Source organism: Arthrobacter sp. StoSoilB20 (assembly GCF_019977295.1).
Lineage (GTDB): Bacteria > Actinomycetota > Actinomycetes > Actinomycetales > Micrococcaceae > Arthrobacter > Arthrobacter nicotinovorans_A.
The window spans coordinates 1114108-1132257 of the sequence record NZ_AP024651.1; the positions used below are offsets into that span (position 1 = coordinate 1114108).

Below are 18150 nucleotides of genomic sequence, written 5' to 3' on the forward strand. Positions count from 1 at the left end.
AGTGCAATGATGGACATATGAACAGGCATGCTCCCGAACAGGACATCAATGAAGATGACCTGCAAATCCACCCGCCCAAACAAGCCGCTGCCGGCCTCAAAGCTGTCACGGTGGCCCTTGAACGCGGTTACGCCCAGGCCGGAGTAGCCCGCACGGTCCGTTCCATGCTCAGGGTGAACCAGCATGACGGCTTTGATTGCCCGGGGTGTGCGTGGCCTGAATCCATCACGGGCAAGCGGAGCCCCGCCGAATTTTGCGAGAACGGCGCCAAAGCGATCGCCGAGGAAAGCACCACCCGCACGGTAGGCGCCGAATTCTGGGCGAAGCACTCCCTGGCGGATCTCGAAGACAAGACCGAGTACTGGTTGGGAAGCCAGGGAAGATTGTCCGAGCCCGTGGTCATCAGGCCCGGGGACACGCATTACTCACCCATCAGTTGGACCGACGCCTTCGCCTTGATCGGTGAGCACATCAACGCCACCACTCCGGACAAGTGCGTTTTCTACACCTCGGGCCGAACAGCCAACGAGACCGCCTTCATGTATCAGTTGTTCGCCCGAAGCCTGGGCACCAACAACCTGCCCGACTGCTCCAATATGTGCCATGAGTCCTCCGGCAGCGCACTGAACCCCACCATTGGAATCGGAAAGGGCACAGTCTCGCTGGAGGATATCCACCACGCCGAACTGGTCCTGGTGGTGGGACAGAATCCGGGAACCAACCATCCCCGGATGCTGTCTGCACTGCGGGACTGCAAGAACAACGGCGGAAAGATCGTCGCCGTGAACCCGCTTCCCGAGGCGGGCCTGCTGAACTTCAAGGACCCCCAGTCCCTCAATGGCGTTATCGGCGGTGGCACCACCATCGCGGATGAATTCCTGCAGATCAAGGTCGGTGGGGACCTGGCGCTGTTCCAGGCACTGGGCCACCTGCTCCTGGAGGAAGAGAAGCGCAACCCGGGCACCGTCGTCGACCATTCCTTCATTGAGCAGCAGACCGAAGGGTTCGCCGCCTACACCCAAGCCCGTGCGGTCCTGGACTGGGCCGAGACCGAGCGGGCCACCGGCCTGACGCGGAGGCAAATTACCAAGGCAGCAGAAATGATGGCTGCCTCCAAGGCAACCATCATCTGCTGGGCCCTTGGACTGACACAGCAGCCGCACTCGGTGGATACCCTGCGTGAAATCATCAACCTGCTGCTGCTTCAAGGGAACTTCGGCAAGCGTGGCGCCGGAGCCTGCCCCGTCCGCGGACACTCCAATGTCCAGGGCGACCGCACCATGGGGATCTGGGAGAAACCCAAGGAATCGTTCCTGGCAGCGCTGGACCAGGAATTCGGTTTCCATATGCCGCGCGATCACGGATATGACTCCGTGGAAACCCAGCACGCCCTGGAAAAGGGTGAGGTGGATGTCTTCGTCTCCATGGGCGGGAACTTTGCAGCCGCCGGCTCGGACACCGCAGCCCTGGAAGAGGGCCTGAAGACCGCTGGACTGACCGTCCATATCTCCACCAAACCCAACAGGGCCCATGTGGTCCACGGCAAAACGTCGCTGATCCTGCCTACGCTGGGCCGGACTGACACGGATGACAAACACCCCAAAGGCAAGCAATTCCTGTCGGTGGAAGACTCCATGTCCGTCATCCATAAAACGCAGGGAAGACTGGAACCTGTCTCGGAGCACCTGCTCAGCGAACCGGTGATCGTAGCCCGCATGGCGCAGGCGACCCTGGGCGATGAGCATAGCGTGGACTGGCGTGCCATGGCTGAAGACTACGACGTCATCCGGGACCACATCTCCCGGGTGATACCGGGCTTCGAGGATTTCAATACGAGGGTTCGCACCAAGAACGGCTTCGTGCTGCCCAACCCGCCCCGGGACACCAGGACGTTCGCCACGGACATCGGCAAAGCACGGTTCTCGGTGCGGCCACTGGAGTACCTCCAGGCCCCACAAGGCCACCTGATCCTGCAGACGGTGCGCAGCCACGACCAGTACAACACCACGTTCTATGGCCTGGACGACCGATACCGCGGGATCTCTGATGGCCGCCGGGTCATCCTGGTCCACCCTGAAGACCTGGCCGAACTCGGTTTCAAGGACCGCGATCTCGTGGATGTCATCTCCACGTTCGCCGGGACGGAGCGGCGGGCCAACAGGTTCCGGCTGGTTGAGTACCCCACCGCCAAGGGGTGCGCCGCAGCCTACTTCCCGGAGGCCAACGCCCTGGTGCACCGCGAACTGGTGGCCAGGGAATCCAACACCCCCGGCTACAAGGCCATGACAGTACGTTTCGTCAAAACAGAGGAGGACGGATCCTGACGTGGGACGCGTAACTCAGCGCCGAAAGGTGCATAAGTTTGTCCTGGACGGCTCGCCGCAAGCACTGGAGCATCCGGTCCGCTTCAAGGAAGACGTACTCGCGGTGGAGGAACCCCTGGAAATCCGCTTGGGCGAGATGTCCTTCTCCGTGACCATGCGGACCCCGGGAGACGACTTTGACCTCGTCGCCGGATTCCTGGTCTCTGAGGGCATCATCTGGGAACCCTCCCAACTGATCTCGGAGCGTTTCTGCGCCGGGGAAAACGAGGACGGTGTCCAGACCTTCAACGTGGTGGACGCCCAACTCCGGCCCGATGTGGAACGGCCCGATACCGGCCGCAACGTCTATACATCGAGCTCGTGCGGAATTTGCGGCACGGACTCCATTGACGCAGTCCGCAAAGCCTCGCATCACAGCCCCAAGGAGGACGACGTCACTGTACCGGTCAGGGCGCTCGCCGCATTGCCGGACCGGCTCAGGGAGGCCCAGGCCGTTTTCGATAAAACGGGCGGCGTCCACGCCGCGGGCCTTTTCAGGATCCACGACGACGGCACCTCCGAATTGCTGTGCCTTCGCGAAGATGTTGGTCGGCACAATGCGGTGGACAAGGTAGTGGGCTGGGCGCTGCGGGCAGGGATGTTGCCGCTGAAGGGGACAGTCCTCCAGGTCTCCGGCAGGGCGTCCTTCGAGCTGGTCCAGAAGGCGGCCATGGCCGGCATTCCCGTACTGTCTGCGGTCAGTGCGCCCTCAAGCCTGGCCGCTGAGCTGGCGGAGGAGTCCGGGATTACCCTGGCCGGTTTCAGCCGTGGGCACAGTCTCAACGTCTACGCAGGCCGGGACAGGATCATTGCAGAACCCGCCCAGCCGGACGCACTGTCCGTGGGGGATAGCGGCCGATCACTTGGCTATTGAGCTGGAACAACGTAGATTTTATCCATCGATTGGAAGCGCAGCGAACCCAGAACTGCCGCGCGGGCATGCACCCCAGGTGCGTGAACCATTCGTGATATCCAGCTAAAGCCCAAAGGGGAATTAATTGCACGACGACCGCCGGATCACTGAACAGCGCCTCGATCGATTCGTTCGGGAACGCATTCTTCCGGCCATTTACGGCAGGGCAATACCGCTACAGCTCAGCAGCTGGGAGGTACCCGGCGAACCTGTGCCGGCATCGGAGGCCATGCGCCAGCTCTTCACTCCCCAGGAGCATGGAGCCGCGTGGGGAAAGGCCTGGAGCACCAAATGGCTGCACCTGCAGGGTGAAGTCCCGCAGGACTGGGGCATGGCTGACTCCACGTCCGTGGAGATCATCGTGGACCTCGGCTTCAACAGCGACGTCCCCGGGTTCCAATGCGAAGGCACTGCGTGGCGGGCGGACGGCAGCATCATCAAGGCGATCTCGCCACGGAATTACCACGTCCCCCTCAAACTGCTGGGCGGCGGACACTCGGTGGATTTTTACGTCGAGGCGGCCGCGAACCCGGACGTCGCCCAGGGCTGGTCCTTTGCTCCCACCCCGCTCGGAGACAAAGCCACCTCCGGCGACGATCCCCGGTACCGCCTGGGCCGCATCGCCATGGCAGAGCTGAACGAGACCGTGTGGGAACTGAACCAGGACATCTGGACGCTCAGCGGGCTCATGCATGAACTCCCCACCGAACTTCCCCGCCGCCATGAAATCCTCAGGGCCCTGGAGCGGATGCTGGACATCATGGATCCGGACGACGTTCCCGGAACAGCGATGGCCGGCCGTGAGGCCTTGAAGGAAGTGCTGGGCCGGCCCGCCTATGCCTCGGCCCACCAACTCCTTGCCACTGGCCACGCCCACATCGACTCTGCCTGGTTGTGGCCGGTCCGGGAGACCATCCGCAAATGCGCCAGGACGTTCTCCAACGTAGTGGCGCTCATGGATGAAGATCCCGACTTTGTGTTTTCCTGCTCCTCGGCGCAGCAGATGGCGTGGATCAAGGAGTACTTCCCCGAACTTTTCGTCCGGATCCGCGAGAAGGTCAGGGCCGGCCAGTTCATCCCCGTGGGCGGCATGTGGGTGGAATCGGATACCAACATGCCCGGCGGCGAGGCCATGGCGCGCCAGTTCGTGGAAGGCAAGAGCTTCTTCCTGAAGGAGTTCGACGTCGAATGCCAGGAGGCTTGGCTTCCTGACTCGTTCGGCTACTCCGGTGCCATCCCGCAGATCGTGAAAGAGGCCGGTTCGCGCTGGTTCCTCACCCAGAAGATTTCCTGGAACAAGGTCAACAGGATGCCGCACCACACCTTCTCCTGGGAAGGAATTGACGGCACCCGGCTCTTCACGCACTTCCCGCCGGTGGATTCGTACAACGCTGAACTGCACGGCCGAGAACTGGCCCACGCAGAACGAAATTACCGGGACCACGGCCGCGGAACCATGTCGCTGGTGCCTTTCGGCTACGGCGACGGCGGCGGCGGACCTACCCGGGAGATGGTCGCGGCCGCGCACCGCACGGCGGATTTGGAAGGATCCCCGAAGGTGCGGATGGGCACCGCGAAGGACTTCTTCACCCAAGCCGAGGCGGAGTACACCAACCTGCCGGTCTGGGTGGGCGAGATGTACTTGGAAATGCACCGCGGCACGTACACCAGCCAGGCCAAGACCAAGCGTGGCAACCGTCGCAGCGAACACCTGCTGCGGGAGGCGGAGTTGTGGTGTTCCACCGCAGCGGTTCGTCTCGGTACGGATTACACCTATCCCCGCGAGGAGTTGAAGCGGCTCTGGCAACTGGTCCTCCTGCAGCAGTTCCACGACATCCTCCCGGGCAGCTCCATCGCCTGGGTCCATCAGGACGCCGAGCGCAACTACGGGGCCATTGCCCGTGACCTTGAGGCCATCATCAGTGAAGCCGCCGAGGCTTTGGTAGGCACCGGCAACACCAGCTACCTGCTCAACGCCGCACCGCATCAGCGCAGGGGCGTGCCGGCATTGGGGATCGCCGAAACCGGCGGACACGGCACCGGCGTCCAGGTGGAGGAGCCGGGCGAGGGCTTCGTGCTCGACAACGGCATCGTCCGCGCGGTGCTGGACGGGAACGGGCTGCTCACCTCACTGGTGGACCATGCCAGCGGTCGAGACGCCATAGCTCCCGGGGAGGCCGGTAACCTGCTGGAGCTGTTCCGGGACACTCCCAACGAATGGGATGCGTGGGACATCGAAGAGTTCTACCGCCGCAACGTCACGCAACTGACGCACGCGGACACCATCGATCTCGAACGTACGCCGGCCGGCGCCGTCGTGGTGGTCCAACGGAAGGTGGGCGCCTCCACCATCACGCAGCGCATCACGCTCGACGCCGGTGCCAAGTCCCTGGGAATCTCCACCACGGTGGACTGGCAGGAGCGCGAAAAGATGCTGAAGATCGCCTTCCCGCTGGATGTGAGGGCTGATCGTTCGGCGTCGGAGACACAGTTTGGCCACGTCTTCCGGCCGACGCACACCAACACGTCCTGGGAAGCTGCAAAGTTCGAAATCTGTGCACACCGCTGGATCCACGTTGCCGAGCCCGGTTATGGCGTGGCCGTCAGCAACTCCTCCAGCTACGGGCACGACGTCACCAGGGCCGTCCGCACCGACGGCGGAACCACGACGACGATCCGCACCTCGCTGCTGCGCTCGGCCCGGTTCCCGGACCCTGAAGCAGACAGGGGGGAGCACACGTTGGAGGTTTCCATCAGGCCCGGAGCTGCAATCTCCGATGCCGTCGAAGAGGGGTACAGGACCAACCTGAACCCCCGGTTCGTGACCGGCGGCCACGGGGTTGATCCTCTGGTGTCGGTCTCGAACCCGGCCATTGTGGTCGAAGCGGTGAAGCTGGCCGAGGATGGGTCGGGCGATGTGATCGTCAGGCTCTACGAATCCCTTGGTGAGCGCTCAGCTGCCACTCTCCGGCCCGGTTTCAAGACCACCGGCGTGACAGCCACGGATCTGCTGGAACGGGCTGCAGAAGCTCCTGGAGTCACTGCCGGGGAGGACTCGGCGGTGGACTTGGTGCTCCGTCCGTTCCAATTGGTCACTTTGCGCTTCGCGCGCTGATCCCAAGAGACAGCAAAACGCCGACGGCATTGCGGGGAAATCCTGCAATGCCGTCGGCGTTTGTTCGTGTTGCCGGTGCCTATTCGACCAACTCGACGTCCACTGCGTCCTTCAAGATCTGGGTCCGCAGGGGGATCACGGATTCGTAGCTCTTGATTTCGGCCGGAATCTTCTTGGAGAACACTTCCTCGACCAGAGCCGGCATTTCCTTGACACCGGACAGGTAGCGCTTGGCAGCGAAGTCGAACTCCGACCTGTTGTTCCGGATACGGGTGTTGAGGACCTTCAGCTCGTCGGCAATCTTGCGGAATTCCTCATCGGAGGCATTGCGGGCGGTGGCGTCGTCGACCTTTTGGGTCATCTGATCCTTGATCTTCACGAATTCGTTGTAGTTCTCTTCGGACTTTGCCGTGATCTCGGCGTTCGATTCAAGCTGTGCCACCCGGTTGTCCAATGTGCGGGCAAACTCGACGTAGGCCACGTTCTTGGATTCCTTGAGTTGGTCCACCGCTTCCCGGCAGGGACCTGCGGCCTGGCCGAGCAGTGTTTGGCGTTCACGAAGGGTGGCGGCTTTGGAGCCAACAAACAAGCCGTTGCAGCCGGCTCCGTCTTCCCTGAAGAGACCTTCAAACTGCGGGTATGCCTCCACCAGTCCTTCCATGTGGTCGATGAAGCCCTGGTAGGACTCTTCCAGTTGCCCCACGGCGACGCCGACACCGCCATCGGCGGGGGACTGGGCGTTCTTGACCGTGGACAGGGCCGCACGGGCGTCATTGACAGCCTGTTGGAACGCGTCCCGCTCTTTTGCGGAGTTCTTCTCCGCTTCCTCCTGGGAGGCGGGGGCGTTCCGGGCTTTCTTGTACGCGGCCAGGTAGGCGTTGGCCGCGGGCTGAAGCTTGCCCCGCGCATCCACCAACGCCGTGAGGTGTCCGTCTTTCAGGGCCTGCAGGTTTTCCTTGCGTTGCTGCCCGGAGAAGTGCGCCACAGCTATCACCGCCGCCACGGCAATGATCACCAGAACAACAGCACTGGAAACAAGGATCAGTGCAAGCCTGCGCTTCCTGGGCACCGGCGGCTGGGCGGGATCGGGTTGGGTGGGACCGGGTTGGGCGGGATCGGGTTGAGGGGCAGGCTGGGCGGGACCGGATTCAAAAGTCATGGCCTATTTCCCGTCCTTGCCTGCAGCATCAAACTGGTCAGTGCGTATCTTGAGGGCACTTTCGAGCGCTTTGTTGGATTCGTTGGCGTTGGCCACCAACTGGTTGTACTTCTCCTTCATGGCGCTCTCATACTTGGTCTGTGCCGCTGACAGGGCATCGTTGATGTCCAGCATGGCTACACCGGCCAGAGTGCGTTTGGCCAGCCGCTCAAGGTCGTCCTTGCTGTCCAGGACTTCCTGTTGCTTGTCCCGCTGTCCGCGAATGATGCCTTCCACCGCCGTCAGCAGTTCAGTTGTTTCAGCATCGGTGCCGTCCTTGGCGGTGCTCATCGCAGCAAGGCACTCATCGGCGCCTTTGACGTAATCCGCGGAGTACGACTCAGCGCCAACGTTCAGCGTGGAGTGCAGCGGCGCGCAGGGACCGCCGATGGATTCGTTGATGTTGGAGGTATCGACCACGAGTTGGTCGTTATAGGCGATCACGGCGCCGTACTGTTCCTTGAAGCGGTTGAAGGCGTCCCCGATTTCCTGTTCCTGGACTGCCGGCGAGGACGCCATCCGATCCAGCCGGTCCAGGTTGGTCCGTGACTCGCGCTTCAGGCGCTCACCATCCCGGTTGAGGACTTTCTCCTTTTCCTCCTGCTCCGCGTTTTCGGTCATCACGCTTGAGTAGCGGACCGAAAACTGGTTGAACAGGGGATCGTAGAGATTCATCGAGTTGTCCAGAATTGCCCGCTCCTTATCCAAACGGACAACATCTGCGTGCTGGACACCTGCCGGGCGGGAGAGCGCAAACCAAGTGCCGAGCCCGCCTGCCGCAACCACAGCGGCGACCACCGCGGCAATGATGATGGTACGCCGGGACTTCCTGCGGCCGGTTTCGGGTGTTGCGTCCAAAGTCTCTTCCCCCATTTCCTTGAGCCTCCTAGACGTCGTGCTGGAGCCGTTTCACAAAAAGTTTGGTGCGTTCCTGCGTGGGTGCCCGCAGGACATCTGCAGCAGGACCGCGTTCGACCACCACACCGCCGTCCATGAAAATTACTTCGTCCGCCACATGCTGGGCGAAGGCGAGTTCGTGGGTCACGATCACCATGGTCCACCCCTCTTCGGCGAGTTCCTTGATGACTCCCAGGACTTCCCCTACCAGTTCGGGGTCCAGCGCAGAGGTGGGTTCATCGAACAGCAGGAGCTGGGGCTTGAGCGCCAGGGCCCGGACGATGCCCACGCGTTGCTGCTGTCCGCCGGAGAGCTCAAAGGGGTAGGCATCGCGCTTATCGGCCAGCCCCACCCGCTCCAGAAGCCGTTCCGCCTCGGCAACGGCCTCGGCTCGTGGCCTCTTCTGGACCTGGATGGGGCCCTCGGTGATGTTTTTCAGCACCGTCATGTGCGGGAAGAGATTGTAGTGCTGGAAGACCATGGCACTGCGGTCACGCAACTCCGCGATCTCTTTCTTGCCCACCTTCGCGTTGAAGTCGATCGACAGCCCTGCGCCGCCGTCGCTGCCCCCGAAGGTGACAGTGCCGCCGTCGGGGGTTTCCAGGCCGTTCAGCGACCGCAGCACGGTGGTCTTGCCCGAGCCGGAAGGACCGATAAGAGCCACCACCTGTCCGCGGCGGATATCGATGTCGATGTCCCGCAACACCACGTTGCTGCCGAAAGCCTTCGCGAGGTTGCGGGCTTGCAGCACTGTGGCGGGGAGTGTTTCGTCAGTGGGCGACATAGCGGTCCAATCTCCTTTCCACGGCGGACTGCGCCGTGGAAAGGACCAGGCAGATGACCCAGTACACCAAGGCTGCCTGCAGGTACAGGGCCATGAACTCCTGGCTGAAAGCAGCGATCTGCTGGGCATTGCGGAACAGTTCGGTGACCAGGATCAAGGACGCCAGCGAGGTGTCCTTCACCAGGGAGATGAAGGTGTTGGACAACGGGGGAACCGAGACCCGGGCTGCCTGGGGGAGGATGATGCGTACCAGCGTCTGCGGCCGGGACATGCCGATGGTGTGGCCGGCTTCCCACTGGCCTTTGGGTACGGACAGGATGGCTGCCCGGATGATCTCCGCCGCGTACCCGCCCACGTTCAAGGAGAACGCGATAATGGCACTTGGCCAGGGATCAAGCCTGACGCCGATGCTGGGCAGGCCGAAGAAAATCACGAACAGCTGGACCAGCAGGGGAGTGCCACGGATGACGGAGACATAGAAACGGCCGATTCCGGAGAGCAGCCAGTTGGGGCTCAGCCTCATCAGTGCCACCACCAAGGCGAGCACCAGGCCGAAGGCGAATGAGGCGAGGGTCAGGGGAATGGTCCCCGTGACGGCCCCGGTGATGAGCGGGCCGAAGGAACTCCAGATGAGGTCCCAGTTCATCTATTTGGTGACGTCCGCGCCGAAGTACTTTTCGGAGATCTTCGCCAGGGTTCCATCTGCCTGGAGGTCAGCCAGTGCTTTGTCCACGGCAGAGGTGAGCTCGGTTGAGCCCTTGCGGAAGACGAGCGCGCTTTCGGTCTTGTCCGGTGCCTCCGCAGCGACCTTCAGGCCGGAATCGGGGGTGTTCTTGGCGTAATCCAAGTACGTGAGTTTGTCATTGACGGTCGCGTCCACGCGGCCTTGCTGAACCAACGTAGCGGACTGCGCCCAGCCTTCCACGGCCTGGACATTGGCGCCGGCTTCTACAGCCATCTTGTAGAAGTTGCTGGTCAGCGACTGGGCGGTTGTCTTGCCCTTGAGGTCCGCGAAGCTGTTGATGCTGGAGTTGTCCGACTTGGTTACCACCACGCCCGTGGAGACGGTGTAGGGAGTGGAGAACTCGTACTTGGCCTTGCGTTCGTCGTTGATGGAAATCTGGTTGGCAATGGTGTCGAAGCGCTTGGAGTCCAGGCCGGCGAAGATGCCATCGAACTGTGTCTCCTGGAAGGTAGCCTTGACGCCGAGCTTTCCGGCTACGGCCTGGGCCACTTCGACATCGAAGCCGGTGAGGTCGCCGGCGCCTTCTGCGTGGAAGCTGAAGGGGCGGTACGTGCCTTCGGTAGCGATCACCAGTTCGCCCTTGGACTTGACGTCCGAGAGGGACGTGTCTCCACCTGACTGCGCGGGAGTTGAACCTCCACCGCACGCTGTGAGCACGAGGGCGGCCGAGGCCAAAGTGGCGGCGATGATGGAGCGGCGGGTGCGAAGGCTGTTCATGGAGCCATCTTAGCCACCGTAAGGAGCCTTGCTGGGTGTGGGCTTCCGGTGGGCCGCAACGGGGCGTTAAAAAGGCTGAGTGGGGGCGGTCCCCAACAGCCCGCCACCACTCATCCCCCCAATTGTGATCCCATGGGCGCCACATCCACCGGAAACCCGTTCTCTGATTCCGGTGTCAGGCTGCAACCGTGTTCACACATTCATGATTGTGCCACGATCTAATGCTTTTGTGAAAGTCTTACGCTGCGAGACGTCGTTTTCGTCGCGAATACGCCTTCGAGAACCAGATTCCGGCCAGCCCAAGGGCCGTGGCCATGGCTGCGGAGTAGTTGATGAGGACCCGCAGCCAGGCCTCTGAGAAGGGGATCAACGGGAACAATTGGGAGAGCAGGAGCAGGCACAATCCCAGGAGCAACAGGGCCGAAGCCACCCGGAGCAACACCGGGGCGGCGCTGACCACCGTCCGCCAGATTGCGGGAACCAAACAGGCAGCGACGAAACCTGGGTAGAAGCGGCCCATGAAGGCATAGGCCTCCAAGGAGGGGCCCCATGTCAGACCGCTCATGCCGGCCGAAGAACCCCGGGTGTCCGTGACAACGAAGAAGTAGACGGTCAGGACGGCCACGATTGCCGCGACCGTGAGGCCAATGGGACCGCGGATGGCACGGACGGCAGACGGCGATCCGAACGCGGTGGCGATCTTGATGCCCATGAGGAAGAACGTCGCATACAGCAGGAAGCGCAGGACCAGGTTGCATACGTTCATCCCGCCAAGCCAGCCGTCAAGGACCAGGTATGGCGCTTCGATGCTGATGAAGATGCTCAAGGAGATCAGGGCGAAAATATAGAAGACCACCCTGTTCTCCCCGCGCAGTGCACTGGGTATCCGCGCCACAGTGATGGCCAGGCAGACAAGCAGCGTTATCCAGGGCAGGACGGCCGTCATCCGAGGTTCTCCCAAATTCGTTCTGTACGTTCGTGGTCTTGTTCCTGGCGTTTGAGGGTCTTTCCCATCGCCAGGAGCCGCTCGCCGGCCAAGGTGACCAGCGCGCTTTGGCTCATTCGGTCCAGCGCTTCCCGGCGGGCATTCGGTGCCCACCCGGCTTCTGCCTCAGTGATCAGTCCTCCGGCCACCAGTCCTCCTGCGGGTCCGACGCCGGCAGCCCGGGAGGTGGCGATGGCCAGTTCAGGAGGAAGCCTGTTGGCCGTCAGATGCGCTGAGAAATTCTGTGGCGCGATCCCGGTGGCTTCGCTGACCCGGTGCCGCAACTCGCCGTCGTCGATTGCGTCCACCCAGTTCCGCACCGACGTAGGGTGCGGTGGTTCAGAGAGGGGGGCCGCCGCGGCAGTGCCCGGCTCGCTGCGTTCCACTACTGCCCGGAGCAGATCAATCGTGGCCACCTGGCTGACCAGTTCGCAGGGGGTGGGCGGCACGGGTCCGCCGCGGAGCTCGGCGTAAAGGTCGAAGGTGGCCAGGGCCTGCACGGGATCCACATGGAATCCACGGCTGATGCTCACGAGCGTTGATTCAGCAACCTTGCCGCGGACCAGCTGCTGGGCCAGTGTTGTCCTTTTGATGCCGGCAATCCGGCAGACATCAGCTGTGCTGGCATCGGGCGCGACGCCGTGAAGCCAGCGCTGGAACGCCTTGGACGGTAAGGGCATGGGTAACTTTCCGGGACGGGTCGCGGGGCAGGACAGGAGCAGGCCGTAAGTGGGAGTACGAAACGATTTTACGCTGACGCCACATTGAATTATGCTTGATGCTTGAACCCGTTGGTCCGTACACCCCCCAAGTCCGGACCAACGGGTTTTTCCATGCCTGCGGGAATCGCGGCCTGAATTCCTGCGTTTCCCTGCTGGAGGATAGACACATGACAGCAACCTTGGTGGCCAAGGACCTTGCCGGTGGCCACGGCCATCGCACACTTTTTTCCGACCTCTCCCTGACCGTTGCTCCGGGCGATGTTGTGGGTGTCGTGGGCGCGAACGGGGCCGGGAAGTCCACGCTGCTCCGCATCCTTGCAGGCGTGGACCAGTCCCAGGCCGGCAGCGTCAGCCTTGCGCCGTCGGACGCTTTTGTGGGCTGGCTTCCCCAGGAACATGAGCGGACCGCCGGCGAGAGCGTTGCGGCCTACATTGCGCGCCGGACAGGCTGCGCCCAGGCCACAGTGGAAATGGAAACCACCGCAGAAGCCCTTGGCTCCGGGGCTCCTGGAGCCGATGACGCCTACTCCCTGGCCTTCGACCGTTGGATGGCCTCCGGTGCGGCGGACCTTGAGGACCGCATACCGGCTGTGTTGTCGGACCTCGGACTCGAAGTGGGCGCCGATGCCCTCATGACGGGGCTTTCCGGCGGGCAGGCAGCACGCGTGGCTCTGGCTGCCCTGCTGCTCAGCCGTTTTGACGTGGTCCTCCTTGACGAACCCACCAACGACCTTGACCTTGAAGGACTGGCCCGCCTTGAGGCCTTTGTCCAGGGCCTTCGCGGCGGCGTGGTGCTGGTATCCCACGACCGTGAATTCCTGGCCCGCTGCGTCACCACTGTGGTGGAACTGGATCTGGCCCAGAACTCGGTGGCCGTGTACGACGGTGGCTATGAGGCGTTCCTCGAAGAACGCGCCGTGGCCAAACGCCATGCCCGTGAACGCTACGACGAGTTCGCCAACACCAAGGCTGACCTCGTCTCCCGCGCACGCACCCAACGGGAGTGGAGTTCCCAGGGCGTCCGGAACGCCATGAAGAAAAACCCGGACAATGACAAGATCCGCCGCGCGGCCAGCAGCGAGTCCTCCGAGAAGCAGGCCCAGAAAGTCCGCCAAATGGAGTCCCGCATTGCCCGGCTCACTGAGGTGGAGGAGCCCCGCAAGGAATGGCAGCTGCAGTTCAGCATCGGCCAGGCACCCCGCTCAAGTGCCGTCGTCGCTACCTTGCGTGACGTCGTCGCCCGTCAAGGCGACTTCACGCTGGGACCGGTGAACCTCCAACTCAATGGCGGCGAACGGATCGGCATCACAGGACCCAACGGCGCCGGAAAGTCGACACTCCTGCGGCTGTTGCTCGGAACGCAAACACCTGACGACGGCGATGCCTCCATGGGTGCCTCAGTGGCCATCGGTGAAATCGACCAGGCACGCGGATTGCTCGACGGCGGGCAGCCGCTTGGCGACGCCGTCGAAGCGGTCCTGGTGGACTGGAACAGCGCAGATGTGCGGACGCTGCTCGCGAAGTTCGGGCTCAAGGCCGACCACACCTCGCGCACGGTGGACTCGTTGTCCCCGGGGGAGCGGACACGCGCGGCCCTGGCGTTGCTGCAGGCCCGTGGCGTGAACCTGCTGGTGCTGGACGAGCCCACCAACCATCTTGACCTCCCCGCGATCGAGCAACTCGAAGAGGCGCTGGAGAGCTATGAAGGCGCGCTGCTGCTGGTCACCCACGATCGCCGGCTGTTGGAAAACGTCCGGCTCGATTCACGCTGGCACCTGGAAAACGGCCAGGTCCAGGAACTGCACCACACCCCAAGCCAGGAGAAATAACCCATGAGCATGGACCGCGTGGCCTGGAGCTCGCTGTACAACATCACTACAGCCAAGAGCGGATCCAAGCCGTTTTCCAAGGAAACCCTGAAACGGGTCATGGCCTTTGCCGCCCCGCATAAAGGCAAGCTCATCGCCTTTGTGATCGCATCGATCGCGGGTGCTTTCCTCGCTGTTGCTACTCCGGTCCTGGCCGGGCAAGTGGTGGATGCCATCATCGCCAACGCAGGCGTGGGCACGGTCATCTGGCTCGCAGTCCTGATCGCCATCGTCGCTGTGGGTGAAGCGGGCGTAGGTTTGTTGACCCGTTGGTTGTCCTCGATCATCGGCGAGGGAGTCATTGTGGACCTCCGGACCCGGGTTTTTGACCACGTCCAGCGCATGCCCATCGCATTCTTCACCCGGACCCGGACCGGTGCCCTGGTCAGCCGCTTGAACAACGACGTCATCGGAGCGCAGTCCGCCTTTGCCGGCACGCTCTCCGGTGTGGTCAGCAACGTGGTGGCCCTTGCGCTGACTCTTGTGGTCATGTTGAACACCTCCTGGCTGGTGACCGTACTGGCCATGGTGTTGCTGCCGATCTTCCTGATCCCGGCACGGCGGATGGGTTCCAAGCTGGCTGACCTCCGCCGTGAGGCCGCCGCGCACAACGCCGCCATGGGCACGCAGATGACCGAGCGGTTCTCCGCCCCGGGGGCCACCCTGGTGAAGCTGTTTGGCCGCCCGGATGAGGAATCCCGTGAATTCGCTGACCGCGCAGGCCGGGTGCGGGACATCGGAATCCGGACCGCCATGCTGCAGTTCACGTTCGTCACCGCCCTGACACTGGTCTCGGCCCTTGCCCTTGCCCTGGTCTACGGGCTGGGTGGCTGGCTGGCCCTCGGCGGGCAGCTGGCCCCGGGCGACGTCGTGGTCTTGGCGCTGCTTCTCACACGGCTCTACGCGCCCCTGACAGCCCTGTCCAACGCCCGTGTGGAAATCATGAGTGCGTTGGTCAGCTTTGAGCGGGTTTTTGAAATTCTTGACCTGAAGCCGCTCATCACCGAAAAGCCGGACGCCGTATCCGTTCCTGCGGGACCGGTTGCCGTGGAATTCGACGACGTCCGGTTCTCCTACCCCTCGGCCGAGAAGGTGTCGCTGGCTTCCCTGGAGGACGTCGCCACCCTCGATACCCGCGGTGGTGAGGAAGTCCTGCACGGACTCAGCTTCCGGGTTGAACCGGGCCAGACCGTTGCCCTGGTGGGTTCTTCCGGTGCAGGCAAGTCCACGGTGGCCCAGCTCCTTTCGCGCCTGTACGACGTCGACTCCGGGGCTGTCCGGCTTGGCGGAAAGCAGTCCGGAACGGGTGTTGATGTCCGGGAGCTCAGCTTTGAATCGCTGCGCGACACCATGGGCATGGTGACGCAGGACGGCCACCTGTTCCACGAAACCATCGCCTCCAACCTGCGCCTGGCCCGTCCCGACGCCACCGAGGACGACATGTGGGATGTGCTCCGGCGGGCACGTCTTGAACCCATGATCAGGTCACTTCCGGATGGCCTGGAAACCGTGGTGGGGGAGCGTGGCTACCGGCTCTCCGGCGGTGAACGCCAACGGCTCACCATTGCCCGGTTGCTCATCAAGCAGCCTCGGGTTGTGATCCTCGACGAAGCCACGGCAGCACTGGATTCCACCAACGAAGCCGCCGTCCAGGCGGCCCTGGGCGAGGCGCTCGAGGGGCGCACCGCCGTCGTGATTGCCCACCGGCTGTCCACCATCCGCGCCGCCGACGCCATTTTGGTGGTGGAGGACGGCAGGATTGTGGAGCGGGGCACGCACACCGAACTGCTCGCCGCGGACGGGCGCTATGCCGAGCTCTACCAAACGCAGTTCGCGGAGGCCACTGCTGTGGCGCAGGAAGCCGTCCCGGAACTGTAGCTACTTCAGCAGCGGGATGATGTGGTCCGTCAGCAGGGGCGCCAGATCCTCGGGCAACGGGCCGTTGAGGTCCAGCCAGCGGATCTCTGCGATCTCCGCCGAGGGGTGCGCCTCCCAGGTGCCGGGGGCGGTGAAAACGGTGGCTTCAATGGTGGTGGCCGCTTCATTGGCAGCCACGGCGAGCCAGACGCCCAGCAACTCCAGCTGCCCGGGGCTGACCTCGATGCCTACTTCTTCCTGCAGTTCCCGTGAGGCCGCTTCCGCCGCGGTCTCGCCCTGTTCGGGCTTGCCGCCGGGATGCATGAACTTATCCGTTCCGCGTTTGCGGACGGTCAGCAGGTGCCCTTCGGCGTTGTACACGCACACGGCGCTGACAACGATGAGGTCCGTAGTGGTCACTTTTGCCTCCCGGCGTCGATCCTGACCAAGTGCGACTCGAGCAGGAGATCCTTTGCCGGGCCGTGCACGTCCCAGGTGAAGCTGAACGAATCCGGACCCTGGTACACATAGCTGACGTGGTAATCGTCGGGGTCGCACCAGTGCTTGTCCTGGTTGCCCCGTTCGGAGAAGCTCATGGTGTGGAACGGCCCGCCATCGGGGAAGAAAACGTCCATCGAGTCCGCGGTGGCGCCCGGTTTGAGGACATACTCACGGAAAGCCGGCCCTGAATGGGTGGGCCATTGCATGGTTCCGTCTTCGCGGTAGCCCAGGCCGCCGTCGGGATTCAGGGAATAACGCACGACGCCGGTGAAGGTTCCGTTGGTGCCGGAGGTACGGTCCCGGAGTGTCCGCTCCACACTCCAGCTGCCGGCCAGGTAGGCCTGCAAGTCCTGGGCGGGTTGCTGGTGATTCAAGTGCCCTCGATTGGAATCGAACCAACGACACCGGCTTTAGGAGAGCCGTGCTCTATCCACTGAGCTACGAGGGCCTGTATGTCCATGACTCTAAAATCCCACTGCTGGAGCTCGAGGGCCCGGACACGACTACAAGCATACAAGCTGCCGGGGCGCTGCCCGAACACCGCTAGGCTGGCGAGCATGACTGGGCCCTCCTCTGCACCGGCGCAGGCCGGATCGTTCTTTCCCGATGTCCGCAACATCAGGGCCAACATCGGCGGCTGGGCGCAGCTGAGCGTTGTCCAGTACTTCGTGGCCGAGGCGGCCGTCATACAAGCGTGGGCCGGACCCGAGCCCTACAGCCGGGCCACCGGATACATCAGCGACCTCGGAGCGGTCTCGTGCGGCGTGTATGCAGAACGGGCAGTCTGCTCGCCATTGCACGTGCTCATGAATGCCTCGTTCGTGGTCCAGGGATTGGCGCTGGTCCTGGGTGCGCTGTTCCTGACCGCAGGGCTCCTTTGCGTTGCGGCACAACCCGGCGTTGCTGCCCGCCGTTTCCGGTCTGTTGGAGGTGGCACGTTTGGTTCCGGTGGTTCTGTTGGCAGTGAGCCGGCCAGGGTGCTGACGGTCCCGTGGATCCTGGCGGTGGCCATTCGAATCCTCACTGGTGTGGCCGGCGTCGGGACGGTCATTGTTGGCCTGGTTCCCGAAGACCTCGACTCGCCATGGCATTTTGCCGGCGCCCTGATGTTCTTCATCGGCGGCGGATTCGCACTGCTGTTGCTGGGCATCCTGTGGTTCCAGCAGACACCCATGAGCTGGTTCCTGGGCGTGTGCGGCCTGGTAAGCATCGGCGCGCTCATCCTCGGCGGAATCACTGGGATGGAGGTGCCCTTGCCCGGCCTTCTGGAACGCTTCATGGGCTACCCGGTAACGATCGGGTTGGCTGCGGCCGGTTTGGTAATCGCCCAGCGTGTCCAGACGGAACGGAAAGCCCACATGGCCAGGCAACGGGTGGGTTCGCGCTGAATTTTCTTGGCCTGTCCCGCACCCTTTGCCGCCGATCGCGCCCGTAAGCTCTGGTGCGCCGGGCGGGTAGGGGTGCGGTGGCGGCGAACAAGTGGTG

General features: G+C 63.1%; 15 protein-coding genes and 1 tRNA gene. 6 read left to right on the plus strand and 10 right to left on the minus strand.

The annotated features are described in order from the left end of the window. Window positions 1-17: 17 nt before the first annotated feature. From LDN85_RS05235 to LDN85_RS05245, 3 genes are all read left to right on the plus strand, one after another. Window positions 18-2324, plus strand: a complete 2307-nt coding sequence (locus LDN85_RS05235) for an FdhF/YdeP family oxidoreductase (RefSeq protein ID WP_026548282.1) — start codon at window positions 18-20, stop codon at window positions 2322-2324. A 1-nt stretch (window position 2325) separates the two neighbouring features. Beyond that, a complete protein-coding gene (gene fdhD / locus LDN85_RS05240) occupies window positions 2326-3237 on the plus strand; it encodes a formate dehydrogenase accessory sulfurtransferase FdhD (protein WP_026543205.1) in 912 nt (303 codons plus the stop codon). A 124-nt stretch (window positions 3238-3361) separates the two neighbouring features. Further along, complete coding sequence (locus tag LDN85_RS05245) at window positions 3362-6391, plus strand: glycoside hydrolase family 38 C-terminal domain-containing protein (protein ID WP_223944782.1); 3030 nt, start codon at window positions 3362-3364, stop codon at window positions 6389-6391. Window positions 6392-6470: 79 nt separating this feature from the next. Here the strand turns inward: LDN85_RS05245 and LDN85_RS05250 are convergent, their stop codons facing one another. From LDN85_RS05250 to LDN85_RS05280, 7 genes are all read right to left on the minus strand, one after another. Next, a complete protein-coding gene (locus LDN85_RS05250) occupies window positions 6471-7550 on the minus strand; it encodes a hypothetical protein (protein WP_223944783.1) in 1080 nt (359 codons plus the stop codon). Window positions 7551-7553: 3 nt separating this feature from the next. Then, window positions 7554-8462 carry a hypothetical protein gene (locus LDN85_RS05255; RefSeq protein ID WP_223944784.1) on the minus strand — a complete coding sequence of 303 codons (909 nt, stop codon included), beginning with the start codon at window positions 8460-8462 and terminating at the stop codon, window positions 7554-7556. Between the two features lie 13 nt (window positions 8463-8475). After that, window positions 8476-9270 (minus strand): amino acid ABC transporter ATP-binding protein, encoded by a 795-nt coding sequence (locus LDN85_RS05260; RefSeq protein ID WP_275966476.1) that lies wholly within the window; start codon window positions 9268-9270, stop codon window positions 8476-8478. Then, the gene (locus tag LDN85_RS05265) at window positions 9257-9916 is read right to left on the minus strand and encodes an amino acid ABC transporter permease (RefSeq protein ID WP_026548287.1); all 660 of its coding nucleotides are present in this window, start codon (window positions 9914-9916) and stop codon (window positions 9257-9259) included. The genes LDN85_RS05260 and LDN85_RS05265 overlap by 14 nt, the downstream gene beginning before the upstream one ends. Further along, complete coding sequence (locus LDN85_RS05270; protein WP_026543200.1) at window positions 9917-10732, minus strand: amino acid ABC transporter substrate-binding protein; 816 nt, start codon at window positions 10730-10732, stop codon at window positions 9917-9919. Between the two features lie 238 nt (window positions 10733-10970). Further along, window positions 10971-11678: a hypothetical protein gene (locus LDN85_RS05275; RefSeq protein WP_223944785.1), complete on the minus strand. Its 708-nt coding sequence runs from the start codon at window positions 11676-11678 to the stop codon at window positions 10971-10973. Beyond that, complete coding sequence (locus LDN85_RS05280) at window positions 11675-12397, minus strand: hypothetical protein (protein WP_026543198.1); 723 nt, start codon at window positions 12395-12397, stop codon at window positions 11675-11677. Before LDN85_RS05280 ends, LDN85_RS05275 begins: the two co-directional genes overlap by 4 nt. A 209-nt stretch (window positions 12398-12606) precedes the next feature. Here LDN85_RS05280 and LDN85_RS05285 point away from each other — a divergent pair, with 209 nt between their 5' ends. Beyond that, entirely contained in the window at window positions 12607-14268 is a 1662-nt protein-coding gene (locus tag LDN85_RS05285) for an ABC-F family ATP-binding cassette domain-containing protein (RefSeq protein ID WP_223944786.1), read from the plus strand. A 3-nt stretch (window positions 14269-14271) separates the two neighbouring features. Continuing rightward, a complete protein-coding gene (locus LDN85_RS05290) occupies window positions 14272-16185 on the plus strand; it encodes an ABC transporter ATP-binding protein (RefSeq protein WP_026548291.1) in 1914 nt (637 codons plus the stop codon). Here the strand turns inward: LDN85_RS05290 and LDN85_RS05295 are convergent, their stop codons facing one another. The 3 genes from LDN85_RS05295 to LDN85_RS05305 form a co-directional block, all read right to left on the minus strand. After that, a complete protein-coding gene (locus tag LDN85_RS05295) occupies window positions 16186-16584 on the minus strand; it encodes an NUDIX domain-containing protein (RefSeq protein WP_026548292.1) in 399 nt (132 codons plus the stop codon). Next, complete coding sequence (locus tag LDN85_RS05300) at window positions 16581-17039, minus strand: DUF6314 family protein (protein ID WP_026548293.1); 459 nt, start codon at window positions 17037-17039, stop codon at window positions 16581-16583. Before LDN85_RS05300 ends, LDN85_RS05295 begins: the two co-directional genes overlap by 4 nt. Before the next feature lies 1 nt (window position 17040). After that, window positions 17041-17113 (minus strand) — tRNA-Arg (locus tag LDN85_RS05305). Between the two features lie 109 nt (window positions 17114-17222). Here LDN85_RS05305 and LDN85_RS05310 point away from each other — a divergent pair. Beyond that, window positions 17223-18053 carry a membrane protein gene (locus LDN85_RS05310; RefSeq protein ID WP_026548294.1) on the plus strand — a complete coding sequence of 277 codons (831 nt, stop codon included), beginning with the start codon at window positions 17223-17225 and terminating at the stop codon, window positions 18051-18053. Window positions 18054-18150 lie beyond the last annotated feature (97 nt).